Origin of the sequence: Staphylococcus equorum, from assembly GCF_029531845.1 — a bacterium.
Classification (GTDB): Bacteria; Bacillota; Bacilli; order Staphylococcales; family Staphylococcaceae; genus Staphylococcus; species Staphylococcus equorum_C.
Genome location: NZ_JAMBPV010000016.1, coordinates 1 through 19,199, shown reverse-complemented (window position 1 = coordinate 19,199; position 19,199 = coordinate 1). Strand labels below are relative to the sequence as shown.

Annotated in this window: 26 protein-coding genes and 1 pseudogene; 14 read left to right on the top strand and 13 right to left on the bottom strand. The window is 31.7% G+C overall.

What is annotated here, in order from left to right; all coding sequences use genetic code 11:
* The first annotated feature begins 140 nt into the window (after positions 1-140).
* Positions 141-236, top strand: a complete 96-nt coding sequence (locus M4L39_RS13430) for a type I toxin-antitoxin system Fst family toxin (protein WP_277582449.1) — start codon at positions 141-143, stop codon at positions 234-236.
* A gap of 161 nt (positions 237-397) precedes the next feature.
* On the opposite strand, the gene M4L39_RS13425 is transcribed toward M4L39_RS13430, so the two are convergent.
* The gene (locus M4L39_RS13425) at positions 398-1,498 is read right to left on the bottom strand and encodes a glycerol dehydrogenase (protein WP_277582448.1); all 1,101 of its coding nucleotides are present in this window, start codon (positions 1,496-1,498) and stop codon (positions 398-400) included.
* A gap of 369 nt (positions 1,499-1,867) precedes the next feature.
* On the opposite strand from M4L39_RS13425, the gene M4L39_RS13420 reads away from it, so the two are divergent.
* Positions 1,868-2,140: a hypothetical protein gene (locus tag M4L39_RS13420; RefSeq protein WP_057511401.1), complete on the top strand. Its 273-nt coding sequence runs from the start codon at positions 1,868-1,870 to the stop codon at positions 2,138-2,140.
* 228 nt (positions 2,141-2,368) lie between these two features.
* Here the strand turns inward: M4L39_RS13420 and M4L39_RS13415 are convergent, their stop codons facing one another.
* The 3 genes from M4L39_RS13415 to M4L39_RS13405 form a co-directional block, all read right to left on the bottom strand.
* Entirely contained in the window at positions 2,369-3,250 is an 882-nt protein-coding gene (locus M4L39_RS13415) for an alpha/beta fold hydrolase (RefSeq protein WP_277582447.1), read from the bottom strand.
* Positions 3,251-3,457: 207 nt separating this feature from the next.
* A complete protein-coding gene (locus M4L39_RS13410) occupies positions 3,458-3,820 on the bottom strand; it encodes a plasmid segregation protein ParR (RefSeq protein WP_277582446.1) in 363 nt (120 codons plus the stop codon).
* Complete coding sequence (locus M4L39_RS13405; protein ID WP_057511404.1) at positions 3,801-4,862, bottom strand: parM protein; 1,062 nt, start codon at positions 4,860-4,862, stop codon at positions 3,801-3,803. Before M4L39_RS13405 ends, M4L39_RS13410 begins: the two co-directional genes overlap by 20 nt.
* A gap of 463 nt (positions 4,863-5,325) precedes the next feature.
* Here M4L39_RS13405 and M4L39_RS13400 point away from each other — a divergent pair, with 463 nt between their 5' ends.
* The 3 genes from M4L39_RS13400 (at position 5,326) to M4L39_RS13390 (ending at position 6,688) form a co-directional block, all read left to right on the top strand.
* A complete protein-coding gene (locus tag M4L39_RS13400; protein WP_057511405.1) occupies positions 5,326-6,063 on the top strand; it encodes an SDR family oxidoreductase in 738 nt (245 codons plus the stop codon).
* Positions 6,064-6,080: 17 nt separating this feature from the next.
* Entirely contained in the window at positions 6,081-6,317 is a 237-nt protein-coding gene (locus tag M4L39_RS13395; protein ID WP_057511406.1) for a hypothetical protein, read from the top strand.
* Between the two features lie 278 nt (positions 6,318-6,595).
* The gene (locus M4L39_RS13390; RefSeq protein WP_156393372.1) at positions 6,596-6,688 is read left to right on the top strand and encodes a type I toxin-antitoxin system Fst family toxin; all 93 of its coding nucleotides are present in this window, start codon (positions 6,596-6,598) and stop codon (positions 6,686-6,688) included.
* A 174-nt stretch (positions 6,689-6,862) separates the two neighbouring features.
* Here the strand turns inward: M4L39_RS13390 and M4L39_RS13385 are convergent, their stop codons facing one another.
* A complete protein-coding gene (locus tag M4L39_RS13385) occupies positions 6,863-7,540 on the bottom strand; it encodes an SDR family NAD(P)-dependent oxidoreductase (protein ID WP_057511407.1) in 678 nt (225 codons plus the stop codon).
* 151 nt (positions 7,541-7,691) lie between these two features.
* Here M4L39_RS13385 and M4L39_RS13380 point away from each other — a divergent pair, with 151 nt between their 5' ends.
* A complete protein-coding gene (locus M4L39_RS13380) occupies positions 7,692-8,246 on the top strand; it encodes a TetR/AcrR family transcriptional regulator (protein WP_277582445.1) in 555 nt (184 codons plus the stop codon).
* 14 nt (positions 8,247-8,260) lie between these two features.
* Here the strand turns inward: M4L39_RS13380 and M4L39_RS13375 are convergent.
* Positions 8,261-8,350, bottom strand: a pseudogene (locus tag M4L39_RS13375) (helix-turn-helix domain-containing protein); the annotation flags it as partial.
* Positions 8,351-8,354: 4 nt separating this feature from the next.
* Positions 8,355-9,056 carry an NAD(P)H-dependent oxidoreductase gene (locus tag M4L39_RS13370; protein WP_057511408.1) on the bottom strand — a complete coding sequence of 234 codons (702 nt, stop codon included), beginning with the start codon at positions 9,054-9,056 and terminating at the stop codon, positions 8,355-8,357.
* 271 nt (positions 9,057-9,327) lie between these two features.
* Between M4L39_RS13370 and M4L39_RS13365 the strand changes: the two genes are divergently transcribed.
* Entirely contained in the window at positions 9,328-9,576 is a 249-nt protein-coding gene (locus M4L39_RS13365) for a type II toxin-antitoxin system Phd/YefM family antitoxin (protein WP_002508597.1), read from the top strand.
* Positions 9,577-9,846, top strand: a complete 270-nt coding sequence (locus tag M4L39_RS13360; protein WP_002508598.1) for a Txe/YoeB family addiction module toxin — start codon at positions 9,577-9,579, stop codon at positions 9,844-9,846.
* Between the two features lie 52 nt (positions 9,847-9,898).
* Here M4L39_RS13360 and M4L39_RS13355 read toward each other — a convergent pair whose 3' ends face one another.
* Positions 9,899-10,087: a hypothetical protein gene (locus M4L39_RS13355; RefSeq protein ID WP_156393374.1), complete on the bottom strand. Its 189-nt coding sequence runs from the start codon at positions 10,085-10,087 to the stop codon at positions 9,899-9,901.
* A 283-nt stretch (positions 10,088-10,370) separates the two neighbouring features.
* Complete coding sequence (locus M4L39_RS13350) at positions 10,371-11,714, bottom strand: gluconate:H+ symporter (protein ID WP_057511409.1); 1,344 nt, start codon at positions 11,712-11,714, stop codon at positions 10,371-10,373.
* Between the two features lie 240 nt (positions 11,715-11,954).
* On the opposite strand from M4L39_RS13350, the gene M4L39_RS13345 reads away from it, so the two are divergent.
* From M4L39_RS13345 to M4L39_RS13320, 6 genes are all read left to right on the top strand, one after another.
* Complete coding sequence (locus M4L39_RS13345; RefSeq protein ID WP_277582471.1) at positions 11,955-12,818, top strand: transketolase; 864 nt, start codon at positions 11,955-11,957, stop codon at positions 12,816-12,818.
* A complete protein-coding gene (locus M4L39_RS13340) occupies positions 12,815-13,762 on the top strand; it encodes a transketolase family protein (protein ID WP_057511411.1) in 948 nt (315 codons plus the stop codon). The genes M4L39_RS13345 and M4L39_RS13340 overlap by 4 nt, the downstream gene beginning before the upstream one ends.
* A gap of 15 nt (positions 13,763-13,777) precedes the next feature.
* Positions 13,778-14,536 carry an SDR family NAD(P)-dependent oxidoreductase gene (locus tag M4L39_RS13335; protein ID WP_057511412.1) on the top strand — a complete coding sequence of 253 codons (759 nt, stop codon included), beginning with the start codon at positions 13,778-13,780 and terminating at the stop codon, positions 14,534-14,536.
* Positions 14,537-14,637: 101 nt separating this feature from the next.
* Positions 14,638-15,339 (top strand): FadR/GntR family transcriptional regulator, encoded by a 702-nt coding sequence (locus M4L39_RS13330; protein WP_057511413.1) that lies wholly within the window; start codon positions 14,638-14,640, stop codon positions 15,337-15,339.
* A gap of 33 nt (positions 15,340-15,372) precedes the next feature.
* Complete coding sequence (gene rpiA, locus M4L39_RS13325; RefSeq protein WP_082587021.1) at positions 15,373-16,053, top strand: ribose-5-phosphate isomerase RpiA; 681 nt, start codon at positions 15,373-15,375, stop codon at positions 16,051-16,053.
* Between the two features lie 13 nt (positions 16,054-16,066).
* Complete coding sequence (locus M4L39_RS13320) at positions 16,067-16,486, top strand: organic hydroperoxide resistance protein (protein WP_057511414.1); 420 nt, start codon at positions 16,067-16,069, stop codon at positions 16,484-16,486.
* Between the two features lie 134 nt (positions 16,487-16,620).
* Here M4L39_RS13320 and M4L39_RS13315 read toward each other — a convergent pair whose 3' ends face one another.
* The 4 genes from M4L39_RS13315 to M4L39_RS13300 all read right to left on the bottom strand — a co-directional run.
* A complete protein-coding gene (locus M4L39_RS13315) occupies positions 16,621-17,172 on the bottom strand; it encodes a recombinase family protein (protein ID WP_057511415.1) in 552 nt (183 codons plus the stop codon).
* A 216-nt stretch (positions 17,173-17,388) separates the two neighbouring features.
* Positions 17,389-17,895, bottom strand: coding sequence for a GNAT family N-acetyltransferase (locus tag M4L39_RS13310; protein WP_277582444.1), 507 nt, complete (start codon positions 17,893-17,895; stop codon positions 17,389-17,391).
* 179 nt (positions 17,896-18,074) lie between these two features.
* A complete protein-coding gene (locus M4L39_RS13305) occupies positions 18,075-18,287 on the bottom strand; it encodes a hypothetical protein (protein ID WP_277582443.1) in 213 nt (70 codons plus the stop codon).
* 212 nt (positions 18,288-18,499) lie between these two features.
* Positions 18,500-19,199 (bottom strand): urease accessory protein UreD (locus tag M4L39_RS13300; RefSeq protein ID WP_277582442.1); only part of this gene is annotated, 700 nt, incomplete at its 5' end.

Sequence of the window (19,199 nt, the reverse complement as noted above, 5' to 3'; positions counted from 1 at the left end):
GATATTTAAACTCTACACTCTTTTATTTAAACATAATTCAACTTATTGGAAGTGGATATGCTTACTTATTTACAAATGATATAATAATAAAGTCGCCTATCTCTCAGGCGTCAATTTGACGTAGGGAGGAGGTGCAGAAAATGCCAGATATTCTTGTTCACATCATGGCCACAACAGCAAGTGGTTGCATTGTCGCATTATTTGCGTATTGGCTTCGCAAACGTGATGATAAGTAAAATAGGCGACTAAGTCACACCAAAAAACCCCCTCACTATTCTCAGTAGTGAGGGGGTTGGTGCATCAAATGCAGATATTCTTGTTAAATGCATTATAACATCATAGTGAGTGGAAATGCAAAATAAGAATAAATATATACATAGTTTAAATAAAGAGCAATTTACTTCACTTTGCCTCCACTTAATTCATTCACTGCTAGTATAGCTTGCGCTACGTCTTCAGCAGTGAATTCGTCACTTAAATTAGAGAAAGTATCATTAGGATCTTTTGCTAATTCTCCTACTTTTACTAAATCTTCAAAAGAAGTGTCATGTAAATGCATATTATTTAAATTTGTTGGCATTTCTAAGAATTTATAAAAATCAATATATTTTTTAATTTCTTCATAAGGTCTATTTTCTAAAACCATTTGAACCAAAGTCCCATAGGCCACTTTTTCGCCGTGTCCAAGTTTATGAATATCTCCTGATAAAGCTGTAAACCCATTGTGTATTGCGTGGGCTGCAGCAAGGCCACCATTTTCAAAACCAAGTCCTGAGAGTAAAGTGTTTGCCTCGATAATAGACTCCACTTGAGGTGTTACAATACCTTGTGCCGCAGCAAAATAGGCGCTTTTACCATATTTAAATATTGTTTCTTCTGCTTTTTCAGCAATGGCTAAAGAAGCTAATGTTGGTTTTCCATCTACCATAGTTTTCCCTCTACGGTTTAAAGTTGCTTTAACTTCTACTAAAGTAGCTAAAGCATCGCTCATGCCCGCCGCAAACAATTTGACTGGTGCTTGGACTATAATTTGTGAATCTGCTAATACTACATTTGGGTTTTTATAGTAAAATCTGTAACCAGTAAAAACACCTTCATCTGAATAGATAACTGATAAAGCACTCGTAGGTGCATCTGTAGAAGCAGTTGTTGGGACAATAATAACGGGAGAATTAAGATCATCAGAAATTGCTTTTGCTGTATCTAACGTCTTTCCTCCTCCAACGCCAACAATTACATTTATATTATTATCTTTAGCTATTTGGCTAAGCCTTGCTATTTCATTTTCAGAGGCTTCTCCATTAAATTCTTCGTATTTGTAACTAATCTCGTTAGATTTAAAACTTTCATTTATGTCTTTATTTGTTAGTGACCAAACTAAACTATCTGAAATAATCAAGGGCGAGTCACCTAATTTATTAACCTCATTAGCTAAACTTTTTATTTCTCCTTTTCCTTGTACATATCTACTTGGCGATTGAAAAACGTATCTTGACATACAAACCCCTCCTCGTTATTTGATATACACTTATTTTATCCCCTGTATTTATAGGTATAAATCATAAATATTTGTAAATGTGAAAGGCTATACGTAAAACAATTACTTATTCGAATGATTTAACTTCTTTGTTTTTTGAGCAAGTCGTATTCGGGGTATGGGTCGTTTTCTTATTATTTAAATCGGCAAATAAGCTTTTGCTTAAGTCAAAATTTTAATTTTACGTGTTTAATATACTTCTTTAGAGGTTATTTGAGTTTGTAAGTAGGATATTTATTATGTTTTTCTATCAACGTTAGGAATTACTTAATATTAACGCATATTTAAATAAATACTATACGCAGTTTGAAACATTACTGGAGGGGTTTGATGGATTTTATTATTGCAATAGTAATAGGTGTAATCGTTGGCGTGGCATTTTCAATCTGGTTAACTAACAATAAAATTACCAACCTTATTATTAGTACACTTTCAGCGATAATTGGTGCATTCATTGGTGTAACAATGTTAAATTCTTCAGGCAATGCATTGCCAAATTCAGCGGGCATGTTCTTTATAATTCCGACACTAGTTGGTTCTGTTTGTCTGACTTTACTTGTTTTGTTTATTATTAAAACGAGTAAAGATATTGCAACAAATTAAATTAGTTTACATTACTGTAGTATATGAGAGATTGTACTAATTTTTAATAATGCAATAAACAATTCTTAGGTTTTGGCTAAACAACTGTAATAAATAATAAGTCGACATAGTCACACCAAAAAGAACCCCTCACTATTCTCAGTAGTGAGGGGTTCGATGTTCCAATGGAGCTACTTTTCATTAAATAAATTATAACACCATAGGGGCAGGAAATGAAAAATCAAGTAGTCACTCCTCAAATCTTCTACGAACAAATGAGGAAACTTCAGTGTTGAACTTTTCACACTCATCAACAAATATGTTATGACTGCTTTTTTCAAAGATTACTAATTCACTATCAGGAATTTTTTCTGCCATAAGCACAGAGCCTTCTACTGGGCAAACCAAATCGTAGCGGCCTCCCACAACTAATGTAGGACATGCAATTTTACTTAATTGATCAACGAAATCGAATGTTGTCATAAATTCCCATCCTGCATTTGCCACTGACCAATTAAAAGCCGACATTTTTTTCACAATTTCTTTCTTTTCTTTTTCTGTTTTTACTTTGCCTCTTGATACATAAGAATAAAGCGAATCCATAACAACCCAATATTCCGCCATTTCTTGCTCGGTACTAATAGCTCCCTCAAACAATAGCTTGGCATACTTTTTCTGCTCCTTCGTTCCGTTTTCCTCTAATTTCTGTTGTGCTAGTTTCATAAAGTGATGGCTTGGTGTTGTAGCGATAAGGAGAAGACCGGACACGCTGTCAGGGTATCGGAGCGCATAACTTTGAGCAAGCATCCCTCCATAAGAATGACCAAATAAGATAACACTTTCCAGCCCTAAATATACTCGAAGTGCTTCCAAATCTTCGACATTATTTTCCACTGTATATGAGGACGACGGCCCTCGTTCAGATTGACCACACCCGCGCTGATCAATATAAACCAATTGCATATATTTGGACAATGGTGTAAGCAATGATTGAAATATTGTATGTTCACCTCCAGGTCCTCCATGAAGGATAAAGCAAACAGGCTTCTTCCTCCATTCTTCTCCGTCATAGACTTGCTCTCTTCCTTCCACATCAAAGTAAATACGTGTGCCATTAACTTTCGCGAACATATTATAACCTCCCTGAAATTTTAATTTCTATTCGTAACGGTTATTGAACCTGTGATAACTGGATGTATTGTAGCTTGGTAGTTTTTGTGCTCCAATTATTGCGACGTCATAAATTATTACTATACTTACTTAAAATTTTATATAAGTAAAAAGAGAGCCCTTTCATTAGAGGAGCTCTCTTGGTAGATATGATATCACCATTTTAGACTAAATTTGATTTATATTGATGTCTACCATTTCATCTTGTTCTTCTTTTTTTGTTCGGTGTTGTTTAAGCCCTTCTTGCTTTATTGCTGTTTGAATTTCTTCTCTTCTTTTAATATCCTCTTGTTTCATTTGTTCTTGGTATCTTTTTTTAACGGGTTTAAAATCTGAACTTTCAGCAAAAGTATTTTTCTTGTTTATGTTTGATGGAATAGGGGGAGTACCCAATTCCTCAATATATCTAAGTAATGCTTCTCTAATATGTGCTGTTTTCGTCCCTTTAGGCACACCTTCTAAAAATTCGAAGATTTGGGGATAATCTTTTTTTTTAATTTTTAGGAGATGATTAGTTTCTTGTTTGCTCAAACTCGGTAAAGTTTTGTTCGACTTGTGCTTTTAATAATTCCCCCAACTTCTCATAACCACGTACATTGCTAAGTTGACTATCCTCGACGCTTTCAAAGACATCTGGGTAATAATGGCTTAATGAATTAAAATGAACATTTGCGCCGCCACCTGTAACTATTATTCTATCTATTGAGTTAATATTTCCAATAACTGTTTCAAAGTTACTCATTACTTCTTGTATTAATTCGTCCTGTTCTTTGTAGAAATAATCAGTGAAGTCTATCGTTAATCTTGAATTTACTTTACATTGTTTATACTCCATACCTTTTTCAATCATTCTAGGTGTGATAGCATCACCACCTGCCTCTTTACTAACATGAGTAGCTATACGTTTATAAAAATCAATCATACCTTTGTTAATAACAAAACTTTCTTCTTCAACACGTTTTAAGTTTTGATATGTGTCGATAATAGTTGTACCACTACCAAAATCTAATACACTATATTTACCTTCAGTGAAAGATTTGAACACTTTACCGTTTTCCATATGTAAATCTAATAATGTACCCATGGGTTGTGCGATAATTTTAATATCTTGTACGTTTACTATTTTAGTTATACCATCAATTTCTATAGAACGATTTCTCCTAAGTATCTCTTCAAACTGTGCTTGATTTTTAGAACCAATTTCATTACTTGGCATACCTGTTGAGATAACAACGTCTATTTCTTTTTCTGGCACTTCTCTTGCCAATAATCCAATTGAACAATTAACTAAATCCTCGAATGATTTATAAATATAACGTTTGTTTGTTGAGGCTGTGTCTTTACCTGTATTTGTAGTTTTATCTAAATCTTTGCCAAATAATAATATTTCATCTGTATTATTATTTATTATAAATTCACTGACGTCTAAGTCACTATTGATAAATCCCTCTAACTGACGAGTAGTGCTAGACTTTAATCCAACACGTGAAGGAACTATAAAATTTTCATTATTTATTCTTCCTTTTACAAATCCATTTCCAAAATCTAAAGCCATTGCATAAACAGTACTCATATTCTCAAAACCTCCGATGTAAAATAAAAACTATTTTAGATGTACTAATTACACCTAAAATAGTTTAAGTGACTATATATCTTTATATACCCTTATATATATTTATAAACATTTATATATCAATAATAATTAATTATAAGATATTTTATTTTGATTGAAAAATTAATATTTATTAGATTTCTTTTACAATTCTTCATTTAAACACAATTGTTTATAATATAAAAAATATCAAAAAATACTTGTAGATTTTAAATGTAACAATACTTTGGAGCATTAAGATGGTCTTATATCTTTATTGGATAAAGACTTAGTTGGTTACTAAAATGAAAATTTAAAACAATCTATTTTGTTGTAGAATCTATCATTCCGAATATATGTCGAAATTAGTATGAGAATATCAACGATGTTTTAATCACGATAATATAGTGAAATATATAATTGTATTAACCAAGGAGGCAAAATAATGAATAATGTAAAAGATAAAGTAGTCGTGATAACTGGTGCGTCTAGTGGCATTGGCGAGGAAACAGTAAGTTTGCTATCTGAAAATGGGGCTAAGCTTGTTTTAGGAGCAAGACGCGTAGATCGATTAGAAAAAATACAACAAAAAATAGGTGATAATGTAAGCATTCAAAAAACTGATGTAACGAAGCCAGATGAAGTAAATGCATTAATTGAAACAGCGTATAATGATTTTGGACGTGTAGATGTTTTAATTAATAATGCTGGTCTTATGCCTCAATCTTTTTTAGAAAAGAATAAGCAAGATGAATGGAACCAAATGATTGATGTTAATATTAAAGGTGTACTATACGGTATCGGTGCAGTATTGCCTTATATGAGAGAACAAAAAGCAGGTCATATTATCAATTTAGCTTCTGTAGCAGGCCATGTTGTTTTCCCAGGTAGCGCTGTTTATAGTGGTACTAAATATGCAGTAAGAGCGATAACTGAAGGATTAAGACAAGAAGAAGCTTCGGTGGGTTCAAATATTAGAACAACAATCCTTTCTCCAGGTGCTATTGATACTGAGTTAACAGACCATATTAGCGATAAAGAAATGAAACAAGGTATAGATGAAGTATATAAAGATGCAATTAAACCAGATGCTATTGCTAGAGCTATTAATTACGCCATTAATGAACCCGAGGAATCATCTGTAAATGAATTTATAATTCGTCCTAGTAGTCAAAATCTATAATTAGGAAGTGATAAATTATGGAAAACATTTTTGGAAATTATAATTATAACGAATCACAAAAAGTTAAAATATTCAGTGTACTAACGCATTACGATAATAAAATCAAAGGCGATGTTAGTGATTTTAGTGTTACTAATATTGTTGAAGAATTGAAAGAAGACCAAATTGAGATAAGCGATAAAAATATTTTTGATATTGTAGATAAATATAATGAAGAAGAGCAATTTACAAACTTATATCTTTATTTAAATTAAATAGTTTTCATCGCATTTGGCATATTTTTCTTATTATGTTAGTTAACAATAGCCTAAGTGTAGAGTGTACAGGAAATGGGTCGTTTTTTGTACACTCTATTTTTTGTTGAATACGGTTAATCTTATTACTTTATAAAATTAGCAACGAAAAAGGCATTATACTTAATTGTTACATAATTTAACTTATCGGAAGTGCATATGATTCAAAAGATACAGATGGTATAATAGTGGAGTCGCCTTAACTTCCGGCGGTATTTTCGGCGGAAGGAGGTGAAGTCATGAGTTTAATATTTGTTAGCATAATTGCACCCATCATATCAGGGTGTATGATTGCGATTTTCACGTTTTGGCTAAACAATCGCAATAAGTAAGGCGACAGAGCCTCACTATTAAAAGAACCCCCAATCTATGACTGTAGATTGGGGGTTCGGTGATTCATGAGTCTAATATTTGTTAGTCATATTATAACACCATAGTGTAGAGGAATGCAAAATCATTTGATTAATATACTAATAATACTTTATCAATTAAGTGCGTTACACTAATTAGAACATATCAGATTGTTTAAGGTCTTGTGGGAATGTTTCTTCAAACTTTCCTTTTTTGTTGTATAAATTATACCAGGCCTTCGCAATAGAATCTGGATCACCCATTGTTCCAGATTCTATTACTGTTCCTATTGAAAGGTGTCTGATAAATATACCTTTTTCTTCCATTTCATTGTAGAGATTTTCAGCATAATTACGCAATCCAGCTCCTATAATTCCAGCATTTCCAGCAAAAGGTAAAGGGAATATTGTAGATACACCTGTTGTAAATAGAATTGATCCACTGCCTTTATTTATCATATCTGGTAAAATTTCGTTAACTAACTGGATTGATGGGAATAGATAAGTTTTTAACATTTCTGATACACTCTCTGGCGTAGTTTCTAATATATTTGTAAATTTATCTTCTTTTGCGTAAGGGCTAAACTCTATGATATCAATCGAACCAAACTCAACTTTAATTGTTTGGATAGATTGTTTTAATAATTCCAAGTCTGTGATATCTGCTATAAAAGTCTTTGCCTCAATGTTTAAGTTACTCAGGTCTTCTTGAATAACTTTTAATTTCTCAGCATTTCGAGAAATAGCTGCTACTCTAAATCCTTCAGCACCAAATTTTTTAGCTAGAGATAGCCCTAAACCAGTACCTGCTCCTACAATAACAATCGTTTTCATTTTAAGTAGCTCCTTGTCTATGATATGTTAAAACAACAAAATGTTGCTTTAACTAAAATATACAGTTAATAAAATAATATAACAATCAACAAACCATGCTTAAATGTTGCTATAGCAACAAGAACCTTAAATTGTTGAGGAGATGATTCAAATGGCAGAAAAAGTAAAAAATTTGAGAACGACACATACAAAGAAATCACTAATTAACGCCTTTTTTAGTTTGGTTAATAAAAAAGATTTTGAGAAAATAACAATAGCAGATATCACAAAAGGAGCTCAAGTAAACAGAGCTACGTTTTATGCGCACTTTAAAGATAAATATGAACTAATAGACTATATTATGGAAGATTTTGCTACAGTTTCTATTGAGAACTATATTTCAGATACTGTGACTTTTAATCAAGAAAATATAAGCCAACTCATTTTAGCAGTTCATGATTTTTATCAAGAACCTAATATTGAATGCCGAAGTAGCTATGCTGGGTTAGCACTACCTCAAATGAGAGAAAAAATATTAACCGAGTTGAATATTGTTTTAGCAAAAAGTTTGAAAGACGTTTACGCAGATAATGAAAAAGAAATGTTTGTCCCTATTTTTGCACAAATGATTCATGAAGGCGCATTACAGTTAGTTGATAGTAATAGTACTACAGAGAAGGAAGCATTAGCTAAGGAAATTGCATTATTTATAATTGTGAGGTTTTAATTATAGAAAATATATTATTTTAGTATTCTATAAACAGTGGATCGACTTACACCTGTTTGTTTAGCAATTTCTTCCAGAGTAAGTTTTTGTACGTCAATAATAAAACAGTTAATCTAATTGTCCATTTTCATTAAATTCATCTAATTTGTGATAGTTTATTCTTTTGATGTCATCGATATTTTTAAGTTTATTTTCGAGTTTTATTAAATAATTTTTTCTTTCTTCCTCGCTATGACTTACTGTATAAGCTATAAAAGGTTCTAGTGGTTTCATACCAGTAAAATATAACATTCCATGATTAATATGAAATAATATTTGCTTGTGAATATCTCCTGAAAACCCTTTAGGGGCGTAACTACCTTCTGGTGACCCCGTTGTAGTAGATAGCATTGCGATTTTATTAGTTAATCTTGCTTTATCATATCTATCGTAATTTCCACCATATACGCCACCAAATAGTAATATTTTGTCAAACCATCCTTTTAAAATTGCTGGAACGCTGAACCACCATAGTGGAAATTGAAAGATTATAAAGTCTGACCACAACAATTTTTCGAATTCACTTTTTATCGTTTGATTTAACTTTTCGTTTTCATAAGCATATTTTTGTTCTTTAGCGTATTTAAAAAAATCATTATCACTCAACTCTGTAAAGTCATTCTTATTTGCTACAGGGTTAAAATCCATAGCGTATAGATCTGATACTTTAACTTCGTGTCCCTGATTTTTTAATACATCTAATGCTTTATCCTTAAGAGCGCCATTAAAGGACTTGGGTTCTGGGTGTGCATACACTATTAAGACTTTCATATTCCCCCACCTTTGTTTTTATATTATATAACTTCTATGTTAAATAAGAAGAGTGATGATTACAAATGTTTCAAAATGGATTTCTCTTCTGAGATACCAAGAGCTTGTAAATTTAATATCATAGAATTATTGTTACGTAATTCAACTTATCGGAAGTGCATATTTTCGCTATTTGTTGTAGCGATGCTATAAGTTAAAAACTTGTTTTATCGTACAATTTCTTGTACAATTAAGATAATAAATATTTAACAACTGTAAGGAGGCATTTAATATGACTGTTAAATCTTATTCATATGTACGTGAAAACTTTAAAGATATGATTAATAAAGTTAATGATGATAGCGATACGATAACAATTACAACAAAAGATCGTAATGCAGTTATAATGTCAGAAGATAATTATAACGAAATAATGGAAACACTATACTTGCAACAAAACCCTGCCAATGCGAAACATTTATCAGAATCTATTGAAAACCTAGAACGTGGTAATGTAAAAACTAAGGATATCTTGATATAAGTGGCTAAATTGAACATTACCTTTTCGCCACAAGCATTTGATGATTATGAATATTTTCAGACAAAAGATAGAAAGATGGTTAAAAGGATTAATCAGTTATTAAAAAGTATCTCTAGAGAGGGCGCATTAGATGGTATAGGTAAACCAGAAAAGTTAGTTGGCAATTTTTCTGGGTATTACAGTAGACGAATTAACCAAGAACATAGATTAGTATATACAGTAAATGACAATGCAATATTAGTTGCATCTTGCAGATATCATTACAAATAAAAGCACTCTACTATATCAAATAGTAGGGTGCTTTATACTAAATACTACTTATTTAAAGTTCTATACTTTTCTTGTCAATAAATATACTTATTAATTGAACAATAATACCTAAAATAACTACAGTAAATGTACTATGGATTAACATGTTAGTTGATGCTCCTTGTGCAAGTAATAAACCACCCAATACAGCACCGATAGCACTGCTAAACAGTTTATAGAAGTGTTTAAAGATACCTTGCAAAAAGTATTAGAGGCTTTACTTGAAGATGATATTTAATATTAAGTAAATGGAAATAGGAAATGAACTTCAATGTGTATGACTAAAGTACGCTCTAAACATACAGAACATATTATTCTAATATTAATAGTGTATATAGAGTTATTAGATTCTATATTTAAAAAAAGCGAAGTATAATTATTAATTATACTTCGCTTTAAGTTAATTTTATAATAATGAATTTCACCAACATAAAAGATATAACAAATTAATTTAAAAAACAATATAAATAAACAAATTCTCGTTATTATATAAAAATGTCTAATATCAGTATAAATACTAATCCTGCTATCGAAACTATTGTTGATATAACAGTATATGTAGCAAAAGTCTCTTTTAGCGTCATTCCCATATATTCTTTAATCATCCAAAACATAGCATCATTGACGTGTGAAAGTATACAACTCCCTGCTCCAGTAGCTAGTGTAACTAAAGCTAAATTAACATCAGGAGTTTGACCCAATATGGGTATAACTAGTCCGGCTGTTGATAATGTAGCTACTGTTCCTGATCCTAATGATACACGTAATATTGCTGCTATAAACCAAGCCAATATAATAGGATTGATTGTAGAACCTTCGAAAATTTGTGCAATATAGTCTCCTACGCCGCCATCTAAAAGTACTTGCTTGATCGCGCCGCCACCCCCGATAACTAAAAACAAGAAACCTAATGTATTTATACCAGATACACATGAATCCATTAAACTAGATACGGGGATTTTTCTTTTAATCCCCATTGTATATATAGCTAAAATCAAAGAAATTAATATAGCTACAGAAGCATTGCTAATGAAACTTATAGATTCGAAAAAGAAATTATTACTCATCCCTAGTGAATCTTTTATGGCGATGATAATAGCTCCTAAAGCCATCAGTATAACAGGAAATATTGCTGTTAAAACACTAATTCCAAATCCAGGTGTATTTTGAGGAATTGTATCATCTTCTAATTGATATACACTCCTAGTTTTTGTGAAAATAGAAGGATTTATTTTATTAAGTAATTTCGGATAAAAAATACCACTTATAATAACTGTAGGAATTGCTATGACTATTCCAGTAATTAATACTGTACCTACATCTGCACCATATTCTAATGTAACGGCTGTTACCCCAGGATGTGGAGGTAAAAAAGAATGTGTTACAAGTAAAGTAGCGACCATTGGAAAGCCTAACTTTAATATAGATATATTTATTTCTTTTGCAATTGTAAAAATAATAGGCACTAATAATATAAAAGCTACCTCATAAAATAGTGTTATCCCTACAATAAAAGAAGCTACCACTACAGCCCATTGAATTCTTTTTTCTCCGAATTTACCAACTAATGTAACGGCAATACGATGAGATCCCCCAGCGTTAGAAATAAGCTTACCCAGCATAGCTCCTAAACCGAATATAAGACCGATATGCCCAAGTGTATCTCCTAGACCTTTTTCTATAGAAATTGCTATTTCATTTGGTGGTATTTGAAGTGACAAAGCTAATATAAAAGAAACAATAATTAAAGCTAAAAACGTATTTATTTTAAATTTCATGATTAATAATAACAGTACTAAAATTCCAAGCCCTGTAATAATTAAAGGCATAAATTCCCCTCCCCCTTATTTTTAAAAAGTCACGTTGAATTTGATAGCGCTTACAATTAAAGTGAAATTTTAAACCACTTCTTAAAAAATGGTTTACTTCTGTTCTTGTATACTAAGTATATAAGAAGTATAGACTCGACAAATATGTCTGTCAATAAGGAATTTTAAAAGTAAAGGTAGACAATGAAAACGGTTTATTGTAACCTTGTGTTGTAAGTAACTTAGTAGACAAGTTGAAAAATTGCACTAAAAGAGGTGGAGAGCATGGCAAATTTAAAAGTGAGCAAACTAGAAAAAACTGCAAATGAGTTAAGAAAAACTGTCTTGAAAATGGTATATAGTGCTCAATCAGGTCATCCTGGTGGATCATTATCAGCAGCTGACTTCGTGAGTGCTTTATACTTCGGAGAAATGAATATTGATCCTCAAAATCCTGAATGGGAAGATAGAGATCGTTTTGTTTTATCAAAAGGACATGTTGCACCAATTCAATATTCTGCTTTAGCAACATTGGGTTTTGTACCATATGAAACTGTTTATACTTTACGTGAATACAAATCACCATTTCAAGGGCACCCAGATTCAAAAAAATGTCCAGGCGTTGATATTTCAACTGGCTCTTTAGGACAAGGATTATCATGCGCGGTAGGTATGGCTTTAGCTGGTAAAATGGACAAGAAAAAATATAAAGTTTTTGCTGTTCTTGGTGATGGTGAATGTCAAGAAGGGCAAATCTGGGAAGCTACTCAATCTGCAGTTAAATATCAATTGGATAATTTAATTGTCTTTGTTGATGACAATGGATTACAAATTGATGGTACTACTGAAGAAATCATGCCAAACGGTGACTTAGAAGAAAAATTTAAAGCTTGGGGATTTTATACAAAACGTATAAATGGCAACGACATGACAGAAGTCGTTGATACTTTAAATGAGATTAGAGATTTAAATGATAATAAACCTAAGTGTATTGTTTGTAATACCACAAAAGGTCAAGGTGTGTCATTTATGGAAAATAGCGTTAGTTGGCATGGAAAAGCGCCAAATGAAGAAGAATACAATTTGGCAATGAAAGAATTACAAGAGGCAGGTGCTAAAATATGAGCTTAATCAAAAATAAAGAAGGAAAAGCTACTAGACAGGCATTTGGCGATGAAATATTGGAGCTAGGTAAAGAAAACGGAAATATTGTTGTTGTAGATGCTGATATTGGAGGATCTTGTAAAACAGGGGAATTTATGAAGGAGTTACCCCAACAACATATAAATGTGGGTATTGCTGAACAAAATGCTGCTGGCATGGCTGCAGGTCTTTCAACAACAGGAAAAATACCCTTTGTAAGTACTTATGCAGTGTTTGGATCATTAAGAATGGCAGAACAAGTAAGACAAGAAGTATGTTATCCCAACCTTAATGTAAAAATAGCTTGTTCACATGGCGGGTTAACACCAGCTACAGATGGAGGAAGTCATCAAGCTATAGAAGATATGGGAGTTTTGCGTACATTTCCCAATATGAAAGTTATCATGGGCGCTGATTATTATTCCACAAGAAAATTAATCAAAGCTGCTTCTGAAATATATGGCCCTGTTTATTTAAGATTTACTCGTGGCCCAATCCCAATTATTTATGATGAAGACGAAACGTTTGAAATAGGAAAAGCAAAACATCTTAAAGATGGAGAAGATATCGCAATTATTGCTAATGGAGATACATTGAGTTTGGCAATAGAAGCATCTGAAAAATTAGAAGAAGAAGGTATATCGGTTAAATTACTAGATATGCATACTATAAAACCTATTGATAAAACAGCTATATTAGAGTGTATAGATATTGGAAATATTGTAACAGTAGAAGATCATAATATTATTAATGGATTAGGTAGTGCTGTTAGTGATGTTGTGGCAGAAGAAGGTGCTGGTAAAGTAAGGAAAATTGGTGTTCAAGATCAATTTGGGCAATCCGCACCTTATGAAAAATTACTAGAAATAAATGGAATAACAGTAGAAAACATTATAAATACTGCTAAGTCATTGGTCCAGAAATAGAGAGGATGAATATAAATGTTTAGATTAGACAATCAAGTAGCAATTATCACAGGAAGTGGGTCACCAAAAGGGATTGGAAGAGAAATCGCTCTAACTTTTGCAGAACAAGGAGCAAATTTAGTTATAGCAGATTTAAATAAAGAAGGTGTAGACGCTGTAGTAAAAGAAATTGATGATTTGGGTGGTACAGCAATTGGCGTGGAGCTGGATGTAACTAATAAAGTTTCTGTAGATAACATGATTGAAAAAGTAATTGATCATTACGGAACAATTGATATTTTAATCAATAATGCAGGTATCTCTCAAAAAGTGACCGTAGAAGATATGACTTTAACTGACATGCAAAGAATATTCACTGTAAACATGTTTGGTTTATTCTTAACAACACAAGCTGCTTTGAAACCAATGAAAAAGCAAAATTACGGTCGCATTGTTAGTCTTTCCTCTGTTTCTGGAAAACGCGGTGGTGGCGTATTTGGCGGTGCTCATTATTCAGCTTCTAAAGCTGCAGTACTCGGGTTCTCTAAAAATTTAGCACGTGAAGTTGCTAGTAATGGGATTACTGTAAATTGTGTTGCTCCTGGATTGGTTAATACTGATATATGGAAATCGTTGCCTGAAGATGAAGCACAAAAAGTAATTGACACAATTCCGAGTGGTCGCCCAGCTGAAACGAAAGAAATTGCCACAACGATAGCATTTTTATCATCATCTGAAGCATCTTATATTACAGGTGAAGATATCGATATTAATGGAGGTTCACACATGGACTAACATTATTACTTTCTATGTTACTTAAAGACATACATGTTATGTTATTAACTAACATACATGGTAATATAAGATTACAATAAACATAGAAAGAAGTGTTATTTATGCCTTTCAATCGTGTCTCTAGTAACAAATTATATATTCAAATTTACGAGCAAATTCTTCATGAAATAGAAATAGGTACATTCCAAGTTGGTGATAAACTACCTTCAGAAAAACTTTTATGCGATCAATTTGGCGTAAGTAGAGCCCCTGTTAGACAAGCAATAAGCGCATTAGAATTAAATGGTTTTGTATTATCAAAACAAGGCGAAGGCGCTTATGTTAAAAATACTATAAATACGACTAAAGACAATGATTCATCTAATGTTTTAAATAGTGTTTCACCAGAAGAAATAATTGAATCAAGAATGGAAATTGAACCTATCATCGCTAAATATGCTGCACAAAGAGCAACAAATGAAGTTATAGAAAAATTAAATAATATAATCTCGAAAATGGAAAAGGAAACAAACGATGGTATCTATAACCCTATAACAGACGATGAATTTCACCAAACAATCGCTAAAGCTACTAAAAATGATTTGCTAATTAAGTTTATTCAAGACATTAGTGACTCTATGGGACATCAAAAAATGTGGAAATTTTTAAGAGATAGAACTGTTACACGTTCAGATTATAGACAAGTAAACTTTGAGGAACACAAGAAAATTATTCAAGCTATTGAATTACATGATGACGTGAAAGCATCTGAACTGATGACATTGCATATGAATAATTTGTTTGAAAGATATTGGAAGAAATAAATTATTCTTGTTCTATAAACGGGAGATGAGTAATTGAACAATGATGAATTAAAAAAATTAGTTGCAAAAGAAGCTGTCACACAGATTAATGACGGAATGACAATAGGCTTAGGCACTGGTTCAACGATGCAGTACGTTTTAGAGTATTTAGGCAATCAAGTTAAAAAAGGTCTAAACATTTCTGGCATACCAACATCGGAAAACACAGCTAAATTAGCAAAACAATTGGACATTCCCCTCACATCCTTTAAAGAAGTTAGAAAATTAGATTTAGCTATTGATGGAGCTGATGAAGTAGATGCTAACTTTAATTTAATTAAAGGGGGTGGTGGCGCACTACTACGTGAAAAAATAATCGCTGATTCTGCTAAATCATTTGTTGTTGTAATAGATAAAACTAAACTTGTAGAACAATTAGGAGCATTTCTATTACCGGTAGAAATTATACCATTTGGTTGGGAAGTTACAGCTCAAAAGATTGAGTCTTTAGGTGGTGTGTCTACACTACGAGAATTGCATAACCAACCATATACTACAGATAACGAAAACTATATTCTTGATTGTGACTTTGGTTTTATAGATGATCCAAAATCCCTGGAAAAGGCCTTGAATTCTATCGTAGGTATTGTAGACTCAGGATTATTTATTAACATGACGGATAAAGTTTTAATCGGAGATGAACACAGTGTAAAGACTCTTGATAATACAATATAAAGGAGAATGAACTATGACAGTCCAATATGAAACAAGTGCTACCAATAAAGGTGGAAGAAACGGTCATGTGAAAACAGATGATAATGTGATAAATGTAGCAATAGTACCACCAGACAAAACAAGCTCTGATAATGGTACTAACCCTGAACAATTATTTGCAGCAGGTTATGCTTCTTGTTTTAATGGCGCATTCGACTTAATTTTAAAACAAAATAAAGTTAAAAATGCTAATCCTGAAGTAACATTAACTGTAAGATTAGTCGATGATCCAGATGCTGAAAGTCCAAAACTAGAAGTAGATATCAATGCCAAAGTAAGTAATATATCTCAAGAAGAAGCAGAAAAATATTTAAAAGACGCACATGATTTTTGTCCTTATTCAAAAGCTACGCGAAATAACATAGATGTAAATTTAAAAGTTGTAACTGAATAATAAAACCATTAATTGCTACTTTAAAAATAAGTAAATTAATTTTTACTTTCTTATAACCAATCTACTTGCCTCAATCTACTGCCATTGATTGAGGCACTTTTTCATTATTTAAAATTCATTTTATCTGTCTGTTTTTAGTCTTTTTTCTTAATACGATAAACTGTAGAACGACTTACTCCTGTTTGTTTCGCAATTTCTTCACCAGTAAGTTTTTGTTCATCGTATAAGAATTTAATCTCTCTTTTCTTATGGTCAGGTAATGAAGGACGACCACCTTTTCGGCCTCTTGCTCGTGCTGCTTCTAACCCTTTTTTCGTTCGTTCACTTAATAAGTTAGCTTCAAGTTCAGAGAATGCACTCATCATTGTAAAGAACATTTTGCCCATCGCATCTTTGGTTGATACATTCATATCAATAATATGTAAATCAATGCCGTTTTCATCCAACCATTGCGATAGTTCAATTAACTGTTTTGTTGTACGTCCAAGACGATCTAGTTTATAGATAACTAGGATATCTCCTTCACGTAAATAATCTAAACACTTATCAAGTTCCGTTCTTTTGGTTTTACGACCACTCGCTTTCTCGCTAAAGATACGTTCACAACCATATTCCTCAAGTGTATCAATCTGTCCATCAAGACTTTGATCTTGTGTTGATACACGGGCATAACCAATTTTAGCCATTTGAATACCACCTCTTTTAATCGTTTTATGGGTACTTATTAATGAAATCTAATTCTCGATGCAAATAAACACGTCTGTCATCGTCTAAAAACTCATGTTTTTTGATATTTGTGATACATTGATTATAACACAGGTTTAGAAACTAAAATATGTAAGAAAAACCTCTCAATTTTATATTAAGAGGTTTTGTGTCAAAAACGAACGTTTTATAAAATGTTATCGGTTTATAAAATATCGTCTTACATAAACATTATCATCTTTATCGAAGACCTTATTTTCTAAAACACCATTGTTCTTTTCAATTACTTTTATAGAGGGTATATTATCGTCATTACATACTAATAATAAATTTTTAACCCCTAGTTCTTTTGAATGCGTGATGGCTTCTTTTAATATTTCATAACCATATCCCTTTTTTCTTTCACTAGGTCTAACAGAATAACCAATATGTCCACCGTAATTAAATAGATAGTTATTTAAATCTAATCTGATATTAAGCATACCTACAATTTTATTTTGTTGGTTTATTGCTATATATTGTATAGCTCTTATTTTCTCCTCTTTTTTCCTTAAATTCACATTATTTTTCAAATGTATTAACCAATCTTCAGGAGATACCATAACGGCTAATCTGGAAGTTCCTTCAATTCCGTTTTCTATATCGTGGAATTCGTTTTTAAAGTTCCATATTTCATTTAAATACTCATCTGTAGGATTAATCAACCTTATTTTACTTATTTTACACACTCCTTTGATATTAGAAAACTTCTTTCATTTTACATAATAGGTCGTTAGCAGAAAATATATCAAAAGAGACTCCTTATTTCAATAAGGGGCCTCTTACTCGTTTCAAAATAAAATTCAGTCTTAATAACGATCGTTTTTAACTTTAAAGATTTTATCTATTTTTTATTCGCCCATATAATAATAGATAAAATTATTGTTAATGCAAATATCAGTATAGTTGTAAAAATAACAATTTTGTTATTAGGATTTTTATCTTCTTGCTCATCATATTCTTCTAATTCTTTAATTCTTTGCTCGTCTACTTCAACTTCTTCTCTTGAGCCTAGCTCATTATCTAAGATATAGGGTTGTTGGTTTTTTACTTTCATAAATTTTTCTCCTTATTATTAGAATAGCAAAGACACCTAAATCTTTAGGTGTCTCAGTTTCTTAAATTTCATTTTTATTACATTCGGCTAAGCAGTTCTTTTTTATAATAATCAAACAATAATAAAAAATTTGTTGGTATACACAAACCGATATCATGCACCAAAAAATGTTTCAAAGATAATTTGTATGCTCTTTGGCCGTCTCAATTTGTCTAATATTTTCTTAAAAAGTCAACGTCACGATCGAATATTTCTTTAACAACATAAGTTTGTAATGTCGTTAAAATCTTTTCGATTACTTGCGTTTTGTTAGATAAAATACGAATGCTAAAACCATGTGTTGGTAAGTGTGTAATACCAAAGCGACAATCATATGCTTGTTGCAAGTGTTTAATTTGATCGAATACGTTATCTATGAATTTTTGGTTAACATTTGGGTGGATAAAATAACAAGAACCCAAGTGACTATAATGCTCCATATAACCGATATCATCAACTTTATTTTTAGTTGGATCAAGTAACATATTATCAAATACAACGAGATTATCGTCTACATGAATTTCATTTAATAAATGCATATAAGTGTAGCTAAAGGCTTTACCTTCTTTAGAATACCCTGGTGTTAAAATATCTGTATAAAATAAAGCTGCTGTTGAACTCAAGTTAAACGTATTATGTTGGTAGAATTTGGCATTTTCAAAAGCGATAATTGGATCGCCTACATATTCTGCATAAGCGTTATCTTTAATATTGAAATTTTGATATTGTTCCACATGATCATTTAACGTCTTATAAATCTTCGTTGCACCTTGCGAAGTTAATATCACTTTCGCATTAGTGTCTATATTAAAGTTCATGTTATAGCGGTCACCATCTAAATAACCGCCACCTACGTTTACAATATAAAATGTC

Coding starts and splice junctions, on each gene's coding strand:
- M4L39_RS13395 (WP_057511406.1), top strand. CDS start 6,081: ATGGAAAACATTTTTGGAAATTATAATTATAACGAATCACAAAAAGTT.
- M4L39_RS13365 (WP_002508597.1), top strand. CDS start 9,328: ATGACTGTTAAATCTTATTCATATGTACGTGAAAACTTTAAAGATATG.
- M4L39_RS13315 (WP_057511415.1), bottom strand. CDS start 17,172: ATGGCTAAAATTGGTTATGCCCGTGTATCAACACAAGATCAAAGTCTT.
- M4L39_RS13385 (WP_057511407.1), bottom strand. CDS start 7,540: ATGAAAACGATTGTTATTGTAGGAGCAGGTACTGGTTTAGGGCTATCT.
- M4L39_RS13405 (WP_057511404.1), bottom strand. CDS start 4,862: ATGAGTACTGTTTATGCAATGGCTTTAGATTTTGGAAATGGATTTGTA.
- M4L39_RS13305 (WP_277582443.1), bottom strand. CDS start 18,287: ATGAAAGTAAAAAACCAACAACCCTATATCTTAGATAATGAGCTAGGC.
- M4L39_RS13335 (WP_057511412.1), top strand. CDS start 13,778: ATGTTTAGATTAGACAATCAAGTAGCAATTATCACAGGAAGTGGGTCA.
- M4L39_RS13330 (WP_057511413.1), top strand. CDS start 14,638: ATGCCTTTCAATCGTGTCTCTAGTAACAAATTATATATTCAAATTTAC.
- M4L39_RS13400 (WP_057511405.1), top strand. CDS start 5,326: ATGAATAATGTAAAAGATAAAGTAGTCGTGATAACTGGTGCGTCTAGT.
- M4L39_RS13340 (WP_057511411.1), top strand. CDS start 12,815: ATGAGCTTAATCAAAAATAAAGAAGGAAAAGCTACTAGACAGGCATTT.
- M4L39_RS13390 (WP_156393372.1), top strand. CDS start 6,596: ATGAGTTTAATATTTGTTAGCATAATTGCACCCATCATATCAGGGTGT.
- M4L39_RS13420 (WP_057511401.1), top strand. CDS start 1,868: ATGGATTTTATTATTGCAATAGTAATAGGTGTAATCGTTGGCGTGGCA.
- M4L39_RS13370 (WP_057511408.1), bottom strand. CDS start 9,056: ATGAAAGTCTTAATAGTGTATGCACACCCAGAACCCAAGTCCTTTAAT.
- M4L39_RS13415 (WP_277582447.1), bottom strand. CDS start 3,250: ATGTTCGCGAAAGTTAATGGCACACGTATTTACTTTGATGTGGAAGGA.
- M4L39_RS13320 (WP_057511414.1), top strand. CDS start 16,067: ATGACAGTCCAATATGAAACAAGTGCTACCAATAAAGGTGGAAGAAAC.
- M4L39_RS13430 (WP_277582449.1), top strand. CDS start 141: ATGCCAGATATTCTTGTTCACATCATGGCCACAACAGCAAGTGGTTGC.
- M4L39_RS13350 (WP_057511409.1), bottom strand. CDS start 11,714: ATGCCTTTAATTATTACAGGGCTTGGAATTTTAGTACTGTTATTATTA.
- M4L39_RS13425 (WP_277582448.1), bottom strand. CDS start 1,498: ATGTCAAGATACGTTTTTCAATCGCCAAGTAGATATGTACAAGGAAAA.
- M4L39_RS13380 (WP_277582445.1), top strand. CDS start 7,692: ATGGCAGAAAAAGTAAAAAATTTGAGAACGACACATACAAAGAAATCA.